The 14,341-nt window shown below is 52.4% G+C and carries 15 protein-coding genes; 7 read left to right on the top strand and 8 right to left on the bottom strand.

Translation table 11 applies throughout. The annotated features are described in order from the left end of the window. Positions 1 to 75: 75 nt before the first annotated feature. Both ACJJI5_RS01810 and recG read left to right on the top strand, forming a co-directional pair. Positions 76 to 999: a hydrogen peroxide-inducible genes activator gene (locus tag ACJJI5_RS01810; RefSeq protein ID WP_282930624.1), complete on the top strand. Its 924-nt coding sequence runs from the start codon at positions 76 to 78 to the stop codon at positions 997 to 999. Continuing rightward, on the top strand, positions 978 to 3,083 hold the full coding sequence (gene recG / locus ACJJI5_RS01805) for an ATP-dependent DNA helicase RecG (RefSeq protein ID WP_445355377.1): 2,106 nt from the start codon (positions 978 to 980) through the stop codon (positions 3,081 to 3,083). The genes ACJJI5_RS01810 and recG overlap by 22 nt, the downstream gene beginning before the upstream one ends. A gap of 10 nt (positions 3,084 to 3,093) precedes the next feature. Here the strand turns inward: recG and ACJJI5_RS01800 are convergent, their stop codons facing one another. Further along, positions 3,094 to 4,410 (bottom strand): dicarboxylate/amino acid:cation symporter, encoded by a 1,317-nt coding sequence (locus ACJJI5_RS01800; protein ID WP_445356295.1) that lies wholly within the window; start codon positions 4,408 to 4,410, stop codon positions 3,094 to 3,096. Positions 4,411 to 4,484: 74 nt separating this feature from the next. On the opposite strand from ACJJI5_RS01800, the gene ACJJI5_RS01795 reads away from it, so the two are divergent. The 4 genes from ACJJI5_RS01795 to phoR all read left to right on the top strand — a co-directional run bounded on the left by ACJJI5_RS01795 (position 4,485) and on the right by phoR (position 8,319). Next, positions 4,485 to 5,162, top strand: coding sequence for a chorismate--pyruvate lyase family protein (locus ACJJI5_RS01795; RefSeq protein ID WP_445355376.1), 678 nt, complete (start codon positions 4,485 to 4,487; stop codon positions 5,160 to 5,162). After that, the gene (ubiA, locus tag ACJJI5_RS01790) at positions 5,159 to 6,040 is read left to right on the top strand and encodes a 4-hydroxybenzoate octaprenyltransferase (RefSeq protein ID WP_445355375.1); all 882 of its coding nucleotides are present in this window, start codon (positions 5,159 to 5,161) and stop codon (positions 6,038 to 6,040) included. The genes ACJJI5_RS01795 and ubiA overlap by 4 nt, the downstream gene beginning before the upstream one ends. 110 nt (positions 6,041 to 6,150) lie before the next feature. Next, positions 6,151 to 6,855, top strand: a complete 705-nt coding sequence (phoB, locus tag ACJJI5_RS01785; protein ID WP_108735044.1) for a phosphate regulon transcriptional regulator PhoB — start codon at positions 6,151 to 6,153, stop codon at positions 6,853 to 6,855. Between the two features lie 84 nt (positions 6,856 to 6,939). After that, positions 6,940 to 8,319 (top strand): phosphate regulon sensor histidine kinase PhoR, encoded by a 1,380-nt coding sequence (phoR, locus tag ACJJI5_RS01780; protein ID WP_445355374.1) that lies wholly within the window; start codon positions 6,940 to 6,942, stop codon positions 8,317 to 8,319. Between the two features lie 12 nt (positions 8,320 to 8,331). Here the strand turns inward: phoR and ACJJI5_RS01775 are convergent, their stop codons facing one another. The 4 genes from ACJJI5_RS01775 to ACJJI5_RS01760 form a co-directional block, all read right to left on the bottom strand. Then, positions 8,332 to 8,691 carry a hypothetical protein gene (locus ACJJI5_RS01775; protein ID WP_444915156.1) on the bottom strand — a complete coding sequence of 120 codons (360 nt, stop codon included), beginning with the start codon at positions 8,689 to 8,691 and terminating at the stop codon, positions 8,332 to 8,334. A gap of 2 nt (positions 8,692 to 8,693) precedes the next feature. Next, positions 8,694 to 9,305: a DUF938 domain-containing protein gene (locus ACJJI5_RS01770; RefSeq protein WP_445355373.1), complete on the bottom strand. Its 612-nt coding sequence runs from the start codon at positions 9,303 to 9,305 to the stop codon at positions 8,694 to 8,696. Beyond that, the gene (yaaA, locus tag ACJJI5_RS01765; RefSeq protein ID WP_282930617.1) at positions 9,302 to 10,078 is read right to left on the bottom strand and encodes a peroxide stress protein YaaA; all 777 of its coding nucleotides are present in this window, start codon (positions 10,076 to 10,078) and stop codon (positions 9,302 to 9,304) included. The genes ACJJI5_RS01770 and yaaA overlap by 4 nt, the downstream gene beginning before the upstream one ends. A gap of 79 nt (positions 10,079 to 10,157) precedes the next feature. Beyond that, positions 10,158 to 10,637: a DUF4265 domain-containing protein gene (locus ACJJI5_RS01760; RefSeq protein WP_108735048.1), complete on the bottom strand. Its 480-nt coding sequence runs from the start codon at positions 10,635 to 10,637 to the stop codon at positions 10,158 to 10,160. 72 nt (positions 10,638 to 10,709) lie between these two features. On the opposite strand from ACJJI5_RS01760, the gene ACJJI5_RS01755 reads away from it, so the two are divergent. Beyond that, positions 10,710 to 11,996, top strand: coding sequence for a M48 family metalloprotease (locus ACJJI5_RS01755; RefSeq protein WP_444895647.1), 1,287 nt, complete (start codon positions 10,710 to 10,712; stop codon positions 11,994 to 11,996). An 89-nt stretch (positions 11,997 to 12,085) separates the two neighbouring features. Here ACJJI5_RS01755 and ACJJI5_RS01750 read toward each other — a convergent pair whose 3' ends face one another. From ACJJI5_RS01750 to phoU, 3 genes are all read right to left on the bottom strand, one after another. Next, the gene (locus ACJJI5_RS01750; RefSeq protein ID WP_444895646.1) at positions 12,086 to 12,937 is read right to left on the bottom strand and encodes a putative porin; all 852 of its coding nucleotides are present in this window, start codon (positions 12,935 to 12,937) and stop codon (positions 12,086 to 12,088) included. 290 nt (positions 12,938 to 13,227) lie between these two features. Then, complete coding sequence (locus tag ACJJI5_RS01745; protein ID WP_444895645.1) at positions 13,228 to 13,542, bottom strand: antibiotic biosynthesis monooxygenase family protein; 315 nt, start codon at positions 13,540 to 13,542, stop codon at positions 13,228 to 13,230. 84 nt (positions 13,543 to 13,626) lie between these two features. Further along, on the bottom strand, positions 13,627 to 14,328 hold the full coding sequence (gene phoU, locus ACJJI5_RS01740; protein ID WP_282930610.1) for a phosphate signaling complex protein PhoU: 702 nt from the start codon (positions 14,326 to 14,328) through the stop codon (positions 13,627 to 13,629). Between the last annotated feature and the right edge of the window lie 13 nt (positions 14,329 to 14,341).

The following is a 14,341-nucleotide window of genomic DNA, read 5'->3' as shown; positions in this document are numbered from 1 at the left end:
TGAGACAGGGTATTGGCCAGCGGCGATTATTTATGAATAATTACTATTACTAATGGCCATCTAATTGCCTCGACCATGACTCTCAATGAACTGCGCTATATCGTAACTCTCGCCCAGGAACAGCATTTTGGCCGTGCCGCCGAGCGCTGTTACGTCAGCCAACCGACACTCTCTATCGCGGTAAAGAAACTGGAGAAAGAGCTCGGTGTCGCCCTGTTTGAGCGCTCAAAAACTCGAGTGCAGGCAACCCCATTGGGCGAGAGAATTGTCGCCCAGGCCCAGCTGGTTCTGGAACAATCAGCAGCCATCAAAGACATCGCCAGCGCCGGCAAGGACCAGCTGGCGAGCCCCCTGTCAGTTGGCGCCATCTTTACTATTGGGCCCTACCTGTTCCCACACTTTATTCCCCAACTACAGCATTTGGCACCAGAAATGCCACTCTATGTTGAGGAGGGATATACCGCCACGCTGAGACAGAGGCTACGCAAGGGCGAACTGGATGCCATCATTATCGCGCTCCCCTTTACCGAGCCCGACGTTGTCACCCAACCCCTGTACGACGAGCCATTTGTTGTATTGATGCCCGCGGGGCACCCACTTACAAAGCAGGAGGTTATCTCCCCGGATCAACTCACTGAAGACAATGTGCTTCTGCTGGGTGAGGGTCACTGCTTCCGCGATCAGGTACTGGAAGCTTGTCCGCACCTGCAACTAACCATGGAAAAAGAAGCCGGCGGCGGCAGCATACGCACAGCCGCAGATGGCAGCTCACTGGAAACACTCCGCCATATGGTGGCCTCAGGGCTTGGAATTACCGTATTGCCACTCTCAGCCGCCACCGCATCACAGTACGCCAGTGGCCTGCTGGAGACCCGCCCCTTTACCGCACCGGGCCCACGCCGCACTGTAGCACTGGCCTGGCGGGCAAGCTTCCCCCGACACCGCGCAATCGACATACTGCGAGAGGCCATCAGCCAGTGTCACCTGACCGTGGGATAGATAACAACCTGGCCGAGCTGCCCCTTACCACCCTCAAAGGCGTGGGGGATAAATTTGCCCAGGTGTTGGCCAAACTCCATATCAACTCCCTACAGGATTTGGTTTTCCACCTGCCGCTACGCTACCAAGACCGCACCCGGGTAGTGCCTATTTCCGGCCTCACCGCTGGTATGGATGTGGTAATCGAAGGGGAGGTCAGTGCCGCCGATGTCGTATTCGGCCGCCGCCGCAGCCTGGTGGTCAGATTACAGGATGGCAGCGGCACCTTAACCCTGCGCTTTTTTCATTTTTCCGCCGCACAGAAAAGCCGCTTTGCCCGAGGAACCCGAATACGCTGCTTTGGGGAGGCCCGTCGCGGAGCCAACGGCCTGGAGCTCTACCACCCGGAAACGGAAATCGTCGGTATCGAAAACGCGGAGACCGCAGATACCCTTACGCCGGTTTACCCGCTAACAGAGGGTGTGAGCCAGGCCCGTATGCGAGGATTGGTAGAGCAGGCACTGGTTCTACTGAAAAACGGTGCTGTTACCGAGTTCTTGCCGGCAGAGCTATTACCCAAATCTCTGCGCTACCCCCTCAGGGACGCCTTGCTGTATTTGCACGCCCCTCCGGCTGGCACCCAACTAGATCAACTGGCAGCAGGTACTCACCCCGCCCAGCAGCGTCTGGCCCTGGAAGAGTTACTGGCACACCATCTGAGTCTGCTGGAGTTGAGGCGCAATAGCGCTAGGGTAGCGGCACCACCTCTGTCCGTTAACCGATCCCTGGAGCGAGACTTTTTGTCGCGTCTGCCATTTTCCCTCACCGGAGCACAGCAGAGAGTTTGCGAGGAAATCGCTGAGGATCTGGCTCAGCAAACCCCGATGATGCGCCTATTGCAGGGAGATGTGGGCGCGGGAAAGACCCTGGTCGCCGCTATGGCTGCCCTCAAGGGTATCGGGGCCGGCGCCCAAGTAGCAGTCATGGCACCGACAGAAATCCTGGCAGAGCAGCACCGAATCAATTTTTGTAACTGGCTGGAACCTCTGGGTATTGAAGTTGCTCAGCTAACGGGCAGCTTAAAGGCTGCCGAGCGGCGTAAACAGCTGGGCAAGATCGCCAGTGGCGATGCCCAGTTAGTGGTGGGCACCCACGCACTTTTTCAGGAAGAGGTGGCTTTCCACAACCTGGTATTAGTGATTATCGATGAGCAACACCGCTTTGGCGTACAGCAGCGTCTGGAGCTGCGTGAGAAAGGGGCGGCAAGTGGAGCTACCGGCAGGCTGCAACCCCACCAGCTGATTATGACCGCTACACCGATTCCCAGGACCCTGGCGATGTCCGCCTTCGCTGACCTGGATTGCTCAATCATCGATGAGCTGCCGCCGGGGCGACAACCCATCAACACCGTTGCCATTGCCAATGATCGGCGCGACCAGGTTATGGAACGGGTGCAAAGCGCCATCGCCGAGGGCCGCCAGGCCTACTGGGTTTGCACCCTTATCGAGGAGTCGGAAAGCCTGCAGGCCCAGGCCGCAGAATCCACCGCTGAAGAGCTCGCCGAAATGCTCGAAGGCGTTCGCGTGGCCCTGGTTCACGGCCGCCTGAAGCCAGAGCAAAAAGAGCAGGTGATGAGCGCCTTCAAGGCCGGGGAAGTGGATTTGCTGGTGGCCACCACGGTCATTGAAGTGGGCGTCGACGTGCCCAATGCCAGCCTGATGATTATCGAAAACCCCGAACGCCTGGGCCTGGCCCAATTGCACCAGTTGCGCGGCAGGGTCGGACGCGGCTCCATCGCCAGCCACTGCGTGCTGCTGTACGGCACACCGCTATCGCAGAATGGCCGCGCCCGCTTGCAAGCGTTGCGTCAACACAGTGATGGTTTTGCTATTGCAGAGGAAGACCTGCGTCTGCGAGGTCCCGGGGAAATCCTCGGTACCCGTCAGACAGGGGAGATCCAGCACCGTATCGCAGACTTGCAGAGGGATGCTGAGCTGCTGCCGCAAGTGCAAAAAATTGCTATTTCCCCTCAATTGACAGAGGGCATGCGACAACAGTTGATTAAACGCTGGTTACAGAACAAGCCCCGATTTGCCGAGGCTTGAGGAAAGCGCCCTAGTGGGCGCCTACTGTGTTGTTGTCGTTAATGCTGACACTCTTGTAATTGGCATCGTAGTAGGTCTCTTCGTCCAGGGCACCTTCACTCTTCGCCACCACACTACTTACTACCGCATCACCGGTAATATTGACCGCCGTACGCACCATATCCAGCAGGCGATCTACGCCGATCACAATGGCAATCCCCTCGAGTGGCAGACCCACCTGCTGCAATACCATACCCAACATAATCAGGCCGACGCCGGGCACTCCAGCTGTACCAATAGACGCCAGAGTTGCTGTCAGGATCACCGTCAGAAAGCCGGTCAGGCCGATCTCAATTCCAAAGAACTGGGCAATAAAGACCGTAGCCACACCCTGCATAATCGCGGTGCCATCCATATTGATAGTCGCACCCAGAGGAACTGTGAATGCAGCAATTTTATTATCCACACCCAGGCGCTTCTCTACCGTCGACAAAGTCACCGGGATAGTGGCAGCAGAGGAAGCGGTACTGAAGGCGAAAACCATGGTCGACCACATTTTCTTCAGTAACTCTAAGGGGTTAAGCCCACTCAGCAGCTTCAGAATCACCGAGTAAGTCCCCAATGCATGCAGAAGCAGGGCACAGAGCACGACCAGGAAATACTTTCCGAGTTGTACCAAACCTCCAAACCCAAGGTCGGCAAAGGTTTTCGCCAACAGCGCAAAAACGCCATAGGGGGCAAATACCATCAATACACCGACCATGCGCAAAACAACGGTATTGAGGTCATTAAAGAAAGCGGCAATACGTTGACCCGGTTCGCCACAGCGGGAAATCGCATAGCCCATCAACAGGGCAAATACGATAATCTGCAGCATATTTCCCTCAGCCATAGCGGCTACAGGATTGGTCGGGAATATATTGACCAGCACCTCGGAAAGCGGTGGGGACTCCTTCGGCACAAATGTTGAAGCGGCTTCAGCTGCAGTCTCATTAACACCAACTCCAGGCTGAAAGATCAATGCCAGACACAATGCCAGAGTAATGGCGATGGCCGTTGTCACCATATAGAGAAGGACGGTTTTACCCGCCAGCGGCCCAATTCGGCTGCCTTCCGACAGGGCACAGGCTCCGCTGATCAGAGAAACTAGCACCAAAGGCACCACCATCAACTTCAGCGACGCGATAAAGATACGGCCGATAACATCGAACAGGCCTTCAGTCAGATAGAGATTAATAGCACTGTTCACACCAGCACCGAACAGCTGGCTCATATTCAAGTAATTAAATAAACACCCCACGGCAATGCCCGCAAGCATTCCCACTAAGATTTTGGTAGTAAGCCCCATAACAAGCTTCTCTTTATGAATCGTTGTTTTCATTGCAGTGAGCACTATATCCATTGCCGTGCTGGGGAGCAAAAATGCAACAGGGAGAGACCTGTTGCCACCGGCCGGGATACAATGGGGCCTTTATCCAGACTGCGGAGTTATCGTTGCACCAATCACCATTTGTGCCCTCTGGCGATTGGCAGAGTTTGCCTCTTGAAACCCAGCAGCAACCACCCAAAAATCTGGTGCCCTGGCTGACCTATTCCGGATCACTCACCGCCGCTCTCAAGCAGCAAAGTGACGGGGACTTTTATGTTCGCGTGCTGTATCAGGGTTGGCAGACACCTCGCCCTGAAGAATGCCTTGTACTGGGATTGCACAATGGTAACCGGGCCCTGATTCGGGAAGTTTTGCTCTACGGTTGCGGACAGCCCTGGGTGTATGCCCGCAGCGTTTTGCCCGAGCGCAGCCTGCAAGGAAAATCTCGCAATCTGCGCAGCCTGGATACCCGCCCGCTGGGGGAGCTGCTGTTTAGTGAGCCGGACATTCGCAGGGGGGAGATCACCCTAAATTTGCTGCAGAAATCCCCTGGCTGCGCCGATCGTGAACTTGGGGAAAAGGATTCTGAAGTCTGGGGTCGCCGCTCGGTATTCTGGCTGCGGGACAAGCCTTTACTGGTGTCAGAGGCTTTTCTTCCCAACTTCACACCGACAGGTGACCCCATAGCGCAAGAAGCAGCCAAAACTATCGCAACTGAGGATTCACTGTGATCAGCCAACAGATCGCACAACGCTGGCCCACCGCGCTGCCCTACTGGCAATTAGCGAGGATGGATAAACCCATAGGTTCACTGCTGTTACTCTGGCCCACTTGGTGCGCACTATGGCTAGCCGCTGAGGGGTGGCCGGGCTTCCACTTGTTTATCGTATTTACACTCGGTGTGATCCTGATGCGAGCGGCTGGCTGCGCAGTCAATGATTTCGCCGATCGCAAAATTGACGCCCATGTAAAGCGCACTGCGGAGCGTCCTCTGGCCACCGGCGCACTGACGCCAAAGTCTGCATTGGCGCTTTTCGCCAGCCTCAGCGCTGCCGCCTTCCTTCTGGTACTCACCACCAACACACTCACAATTCTCCTCTCGTTTTTAGCTCTGGCTCTGGCATTCGGCTATCCCTTTGCAAAACGCCACACACACCTACCCCAGATGGTCCTGGGCGCCGCCTTTAGTATGGGAATCCCCATGTCTTTTGCAGCGGTTACAGGAGAAGTACCAGCAGAGGCCTGGTTGCTCTATACCGCCAACTTGGTTTGGACCCTGTGCTATGACACTTTCTATGCGATGGTGGACCGCGATGACGATCTTCAGATCGGCGTTAAATCCACCGCCATTTTGTTTGGGGAAATGGACAAGGTCATCACCGGAACCTTACAACTTTTAGTTCTAATTGCCCTACTGCTTATTGGATCAAGGTTCTCACTCGGTATTTTTTACTACTTGGCGCTATTGCCGGTTTGCAGTTTATTCGTTTATCAGCAGTGGCTGATTCGGGACCGAGAGCGAGAGGGCTGTTTTCAGGCTTTTATCAACAATAATTGGGTAGGGTTTGCCATTTTCGCCGGCATATCGCTGCATTTTCTGCTGAATTGAAAGATGAGTGGGCCCTAGAAGTGGAGCGTCATATATTTGTCATATAAATCCCGTTTAATCCTCGGCCATAACTGGGGAAACCCTGACAACAGAGCGGGTATGGCAGGCAAATGCACAGTAAAACGATCCTGATTGTCGATGACGAATCCGCAGTGCGCGATATGCTGCGGGTCGCACTGGAAATGGCGGATTACCGCTGCCTTGAGGCGGAAAACGCCCAGGAAGCTCACGCCCTGATTATCGACGAGAAGCCAGACTTAGTGCTGCTCGACTGGATGCTGCCGGATGTTTCCGGGGTAGAGCTGGCAAGGCGCCTCAAGCGCGATGAACTCACCACCTCATTGCCGATCATCATGCTCACGGCAAAAGGTGAAGAAGACAATAAAATCAAAGGGTTAGAGACCGGGGCCGACGATTACATCACCAAGCCTTTCTCCCCCCGGGAGCTGGTTGCACGCTTAAAGGCCGTACTGCGCCGCGCGGGCCCGGCAACCCCGGAAGAACCCCTCAGCGCCGGCGCACTGATATTGGACCCACTGAGTCACCGAGTCACTATCAAAGGGCAGCCGGTGGATATGGGGCCAACAGAATTTCGCCTTCTCACCTTCTTCCTCTCCCACCAGGAGCGCGCCTATACACGCACCCAACTCCTCGATCATGTATGGGGTGGGAATGTCTATGTGGAGGAGCGCACCGTGGATGTCCATATCCGCCGTCTGCGCAAAGCCCTGGCCATTGATGGCCACGACCGCTATATCCAGACAGTTCGCGGCACCGGGTATCGGTTTTCTGTGCAAACCGCAGAAAAAGTGTGACAATCCTCTCTGGATCGGTACCGATCCCTGCAGAATCAAACCTCCGCGCTTAACGGGTGCGGGCCTGGTTCCATGAGGTATTGAATGCGGGCGGAAGAGGCTGTGCCACTGCCGCCATCTATCAGGCAACACGGCAACTCTATGTTGGATCGCAGTATTGGCGAGTTCTCGCGTTTCGTAATTATCGCCCTGGGATGCACCATTCTCGGTGTCACCTCCGGCAGCTGGTCTATCGCCCTGATTGCGGGATTGGCCAGCTATCTGATCTCAGTGCTGTGGCAACAGCAACGTTTCAACCGCTGGCTGGCAAACGGCAGACGCGGCCCAGCCCCAACCGCCTTTGGTATTTGGGGCGAAATCTACGACGACTTTTACCGTATGCAGCGGCGCCACCGCCGCGAGAAGCAGAAGCTGCACGTGATGTTGCGCCGAGTGCAAGACAGCACCAGCGCACTGCGCGAAGGCATTGTAGCCCTGGAAGACGGCGATAACCTGGCTTGGTGGAACCCTGCAGCGGGTGAACTCCTTGGGTTGCAAGCCAGTGATTCCGGCCAGTCATTAGTCAACTTTGTCCGCGACCCTGGCTTTGTCAGCTATATGCACGGTGATAACAGCGGAGAACCCCTCACTCTGCCCGCACCTGGCAATGAAGCCCGCATGTTACAGCTGGAAGTCACCCGCTACGGTAAAGATGAGGCTTTGGTCATTGTTCGCGACATCACCCGTTTACACAATCTCGAGCAGATGCGCCGGGATTTTGTCGCCAATGTTTCCCATGAGCTGCGCACCCCCCTCACGGTAATTGCCGGCTACCTGGAAACACTGCAAAGCAGTGATATGGCACCGCCTCCCTGGAGGAAACCCCTGGCTCAAATGGAGGAGCAGACTGGCCGCATGAGTACGCTGGTCAATGACCTGCTGCTATTGGCTCGCTTGGAGACCTCAGAACGCAAAAGCGGGGATATGGCTGTAGCCGTACCAGAACTGATTGAGAGGGTGGCCCAGGAAGCGCGCAGCTTCAGTGGCGATCGGCATCATCATATCGAAGTTGATTGCAAAGGGGATTGCTACCTCAATGGAGACCCCGGCGAATTACACAGTGCTTTTGCCAACTTAGTTTTAAATGCCGTGAAATACACTCCCGAAGAAGGCGAGATTCAATTGCGCTGGTGGCAGGATGACAAAGGCGGGCACTTTTCCGTAGAGGACAACGGTATCGGTATCGATTCGATCCATATTCCCCGCCTGACTGAGCGCTTCTATCGAGTTGATCCAGGCCGCTCACGGGATAGTGGCGGCACAGGTCTCGGACTGGCGATCGTTAAGCATGTGTTGCTGCGACACAATGGAGAAATGAGTGTAGAAAGTACGCCCGGGCAGGGCAGTCTCTTCACGCTTCACTTTCCGCCAGCAAAGCTGGCTCAAAAACCAGCATCCAGGTTGAGTTCTGAAGCCGCTAATTAAAGCGGCTTTCGATTACTCCAGTTCCTGCAGTTCTACTTCTTTACCGTCTTTGACATAGCTGGCCGTGGCCTCTTTACCCAGAGCGTTTGCTTCCCGGCGCAAAACCAAATGGTGCAACTGCAAATCCCCATCGCGCAGCAGTAGGTGCTCATTGCCCTCATCATCGGTAGGCAGGGCCTTAACACCAATGAGGGCATCTCGCAGAGCGCGCAGCTTGGGCACATCGCGATAGCGATTCAAGTCATTCGACAAACGGGCTTTCATGCGCTCACTCTCATGCAGTGCCGCCGCTGTCTCTCGGTATTTGGCAAAAAAGAATACCGCTCCAATGGCAAAAGCCACGATTACCACTATTTCCAACCACTCGGGCATGGTTACTCCTTATTATCGCTTTTGCGCCAGACCATTAATTGGTTATTGGCTGGCAAGTAATTTAGTTCTACGCGACTGAACCCCGCACTCTCCGCCAGCTGATCGAGCCATTCGAGATCGCGAATCCCCCGCTTGGGGTCACGCTCCTTCAACTCAATATCAAAATCAGCATTAGTAGGGCCAAGAAACTCTCCTGCAATTTTCACGGGACCATAAACGATCAACAAACCTTCCGGCTCCAAAACATCGGCACTATGCAGAAAGAACTTTTGTACCAGTTCAGCCGACATAATATGCAAGGTGTTTGCAGTGAAAATAGCATCAGCCGAAATCTCGGGCCAAGAATCACCAACATCGAGCGCCAGCGGTTGCGGCAGGTTGCTATTGGGTATCTCCGCCAGCCAGGACTTTACTGCCTCCAGCTGTTGCGATCGCTCTGAAGTTTGCCATTCAAGATGCGGTAAATGCGGAGCAAAATATACTGCGTGCTGACCAGTACCACTGCCAACCTCAAGCACTTTGCGACTTAAAGCCAACAGGCGAGTCAGTTGTTGGAGAATCGGCTCGCGATTGCGCCCGCAGGAGGGCGCATTCGGCAATTCAGTACTACTCACTGCGGTTCATCCCGGGTAAATACCCAATCCCACTCAGTGGACATATTCGGGTTATAGACATAACCGGCCACATCAAACCCTTTCAGCTCTTCAGCCTTCTTTACCCTCTGGTCAATGGCCCAGCGACTCATCATGCCTCTGGCTTTTTTAGCGAAGAAGCTAATCATCTTATACTGACCATTTTTCAGGTCCTTAAAATGCGGGGTGATCACCTGAGCATCAAGCTGCTTGGTTTTGACTGATTTGAAATATTCATTGGATGCGAGGTTTACCAACTCGCGACTCTTCACGCCCTGCAACTGCGCATTCAATGCTTCGGTAATCTTATCTCCCCAAAATTCATAGAGATTCTTACCCTTGGCATTTTCAAATTTAGTGCCCATCTCGAGGCGATAGGGTTGCATCAAGTCCAATGGGCGCAGCAAACCATACAGGCCAGAGAGCATACGTAAGTGCTTTTGCGCATAGGCAAAGTCCCGCTTACCCATAGTCTCCGCCTCCAATCCGGTATAAACATCACCTTTAAAGGCGAGCAGGGCGGGGCGGGCGTTGTTATCGGTAAACGGGCGCTTCCAAGTGTGGAAGCGATCGTAATTCAAGACTCCCAACTTATCTGAAATCTTCATCAAGCTGGAAACCTGCTGCGGGCTCAGTTCGCGCAGCTCTTTGATCAGGGCTGCTGACTCTTTCAAAAAGTCCGGCTGGGTGGTTTCCAGTGAGGGAATATCACTTTCATAGTCCAGGGTTTTCGCCGGTGAAATAACTATTAACATCGGGTGCCTTCTCGCTTCGCTATCGCCTCAACCACACACTACCAAGCTATTGTGGCTGACCCAAATATATCGCGGATGTTTACTCTGGCTTTAGGACGTCCTGCCACCAGTTGAGCGGTGTCTGCCCATCTTTGGGGTCATAAACATTGCCGTAATACCAAACGCTATTAGCCCCATCGCAGGCACTGTTGAGGATTTCCTCAATCTTATCGAATCCACAGCTGACATGAATGCTGTAGACCAATACGCGCGGTGCCTCGAGATCCAACTCACCCCCGAGCTTTTCCAGCTGTGGGGTCAACTTATCAGACAGCTCCGTGCTATCGCCACGACAAAAAATACGCACCGCCAAATTGCCCGAGCGCTTTACCAACTCAAATTGCTGGGTGTCTTTATCGACCTTAATGTAATCCCCACTGGCGATTCCCTTAATAAAGACAGGGGATCGCACCAGTTGGCAGCTATCATCCTCGCTCACACGAACCTGTAGCCGTTCCACAACAGGCTCACCTTCGGGGTTGTTGCCCGCAAATAACTCAATGACTTGAAGTGCCGTCATAAACCTCAGTTCCTGTACTGTGTACAATGAGTAACCATTCTAATGACTCAACATTATACAGGGAGGGAGGCAATGATCTCGCGTACCCAAGCGCTTACGGCATGTGTCGCGTTTTGGACGACCACGATTCTCGGAGGATGCGTTGTCAATCCAGTCACCGGTGAGAAACAGGTTTCGCTGATATCTCCGCAGCAGGAAATTCAACTGGGGCAACAGCACTACACTGCCAACCAACAACAGCAGGGCGGCCAATACACCATTGATCCGGCCCTGCAAAACTACGTCAGCCAGGTTGGCCAAAAGCTGGCACGGGTCTCTGACCGCCCCCAGCTACCTTACGAGTTTGTGGTTCTGAACAACTCGGTTCCCAACGCCTGGGCCCTGCCCGGCGGCAAAATCGCCATCAATCGAGGCCTACTGGTGTTACTCGATGACGAAGCTGAGCTCGCCGCCGTACTGAGCCATGAGATAGTTCACGCCGCTGCGCGCCACTCCGCAACTGCGATGTCCCAACAACAATTATTGGGCGCAGGCCTGGCAATCGTGGGAGCTGCCACCCAGGACTCTGGCTACTCTGACTTGATTGCCACCGGGACTCAACTGGGGGGCTCCGCCTATATTGCCCGCTACAGTCGCGGCAATGAGTTAGATTCAGATCAATACGGTATGAAATATATGGCCGCTGCGGGATATGATCCCCAGGGGGCCGTACGCCTGCAAAGAAAATTTGTTGAACTGTCGGAGGGGCGTCAAACTGGTGGACTGGAAGCGCTCTTTGCCAGCCATCCCCCTTCCCAATCTCGTGTCAGCGCTAATATCAAGCACAGTCAATCTCTACCCAAAGGGGGAATCACCAACCGGGCCGCCTACCAAAAAGCCATAGCGCAATTAAAGCGCGATGCCGATGCTTACAAGAATTACGACGATGCGGTTGCCGCGGCCAATAATAAAAAGTTTGACTCTGCACTAAAGCTGGTGAGAAAAGCTCAAAAACAGCAACCCAAAGAAGCTGCCTTTTTTGCGCTAGAAGGAGATTTACTCAGCCAAAAGAAACAATATAAAAATGCCCGAAAGGCATACGATAGTGCCATTCAAAAGAATCCAGCGCTATTTTCGTATTGGCTAAAGCGGGGAATCACTAATATCCAATTAAAAAATTATAGCTCTGCAGAGGGCGACCTAACCAGATCACTACGCTATCTGGATACCGCTTACGCACACTACTACCTTGGCCAGACCTATGAGAGGCAGGGAAATAAGCAAAGTGCTTACAAGCACTATCAGGAGGCTGCCGGGGCTGGAGGGGAAATTGGCACCATGGCTCAAAATAGAATTAAGGCGATAGCCGGCAAAGGTTAAATTTTAAGCAAAAAATTTTATTTGCCTATTTTTTCAGAAACCTATGGACACAAAAAGGGCTATCGACGATAGCCCTTTTCTATGCCAAATTACAGCTGAACTGTCAAACCCAGCTCAAACTTGTCTACATCAATATCTGCATTACCACCTACACCGTAGGTATTTAAACCAAAGCTACGGATATTCAGACCATCTGCAAACATAGTGCTGTAACCAGCTTCAACAGCAACATTGCGGCTAAAGAAGTGCGAGAATCCAACTTTTACATCTTCATTCTCGTCAATCTTCGCACCAAAAGAAGTATTCTGGGAGAAGAAGTAGTCTGCACCCAGCTGCCAGTAGTCGCCACCATCGTCATAATCGGCATAAGCAAATTCTGCGGTCACATATTGATCGCCACCCAAGTTAGCAAAGTACTTGGTTGAAAAAACACCTGCATCATCGCCAGCGATAAAATCAAAACCGATGTAATCGGAACCACTCAATTGGTGGTTATAGCGAAGCTCAACAAAAGTCTCGTCAGTGCCATCAAAATCTGTATGGGACAGCTCTACCAAGAAATTTGGAGTAAACAAGTATCCGATAGAAGCTGTATTAACACCTTCATCATCAGTTTCAGTTAGGCTCGCACCTAAAACCAGACCAAAGCTAGTGAAGTATTCACCTGCGATGGCAATGTTATCTAAATCTTCGCTAGATACATCGTAGTGAGTGTAAGCAGCAGATATATTGCTAGCCTTATTGATATATTCAAACTCTTTTAGAGGACCTAGTGCCTCTTTACCAGAGAAGTAATAGGTGGTTTCAGCAGAAAACTGATTGCCATCAGCTCCATCGAAATCCAGGTTTGAATAATCCAAAGTAGTGATGGAATTATACTCCTCGGCACCAGCAGTTGCGGCAAGAAGCATTAAGGGAAGAGCAGCAAGCTTGAATCTCATTGAATAAATCCTTCGTTAACGTAGCGATCCAAATTGGGCTGCGGATTGTAACAAAAGTTTTTAAGTGCGCAACAACAGCAAATTACACGGTAAGCAATTAAGGTCAAATTTGCGGCAAAGTGAATATTATTTTTCGACGAATAACTTTTTTAAAACAAAAAATAAAAACTGTAATCACCTGTAATACATGAAACGCAAACATATCTATTAAAAGCATTAAAATAAAAAATTTTATTTTAATTATAATAAGCAAACTTATTCAGGCTTCATTCAGGTTCAACTGATTAACATCAATCCTCTATATTTTTTACGACCCATTGCGGGTCATAAAATTCCCCTACTAGATTAATTTTTACAAAAGGGGCCACGCTGGCAATGATTTCATCAATTTTTTTACTGTGTTCAGTTTGCATAGCATCCCGATCTTTTTTACATCGCCAGCTAGCAATGGCTATCAACACATTGGGGTCATCAATTTTTCGATGAAGTTCTGTGCCCATCGCTCCCGGGGAGCGCTGTATGATCTCGGAAGCACGCACCCAGGCATCGGCATAATCCTCAGCTTTAAACCCATCTTGTAGATGAACTTCGAAGATAAATTTCATTCCCTGTACTACCTGACGACTAAGAATTAGATTCCAACAAAAAAAAGGCCGCGCTAGGCGACCTTTTTAAATTAGCAAAGCCCTTTAGGACTTGCGCAGATTTTCCTGGTGCCCATGCCGGATATCAGCACCTTCCACCAAGTAAACAACCTGCTCACAAATATTCTTCGCATGGTCACCGATCCGCTCCAGTGAGCGCAGGGTCCACAACACATTAATGACCCGGGAAATACTACGCGGGTCTTCCATCATGTAAGTCACCAGCTCACGTACGGCCGTACGGTAGTCCATATCAACCTGCTGGTCCTCAGCAAGAGTTTGCAGAGCCGACTGCACATCGAAACGAGTATAGGCATCCAGGGCGTCATTGAGCATTTTCCGCACGGCATTGGCAATATGACGGATTTCGGTATACCCGCGCGGCGACGTACCTTCATCCGTCAGTGCTATGGCCATCTTGGCAATCTTGCTCGCCTCATCCCCAATGCGCTCCAGGTCGCGGGCAATTCGAATGACAGACAGCACCATACGGAGGTCGGATGCTGCCGGTTGGCGCTTGGCAATAATTAGCGTGGCATGCTCATCCAGGGCCATCTCACTTTTATCGATGACTTCTTCAATACGCAGCACTTCCTCGGCCAGCTCACTGTCCGCATTGGCCAGGGCATCAACCGCATCGGCAACCTGGCGGGCGACCATACCGCCCATTTCCAGCATCTCTGTCTTTAAGCTTTCCAGGTCTTCATTAAATTGGCGTGAGATATGTTGATCGAAATGCATTTCCATAGTTTTCCCTCCG

This window comes from Microbulbifer maximicatervae (SeqCode), assembly GCF_052467955.1.
This window is presented reverse-complemented; position numbering and strand designations above follow the sequence as displayed.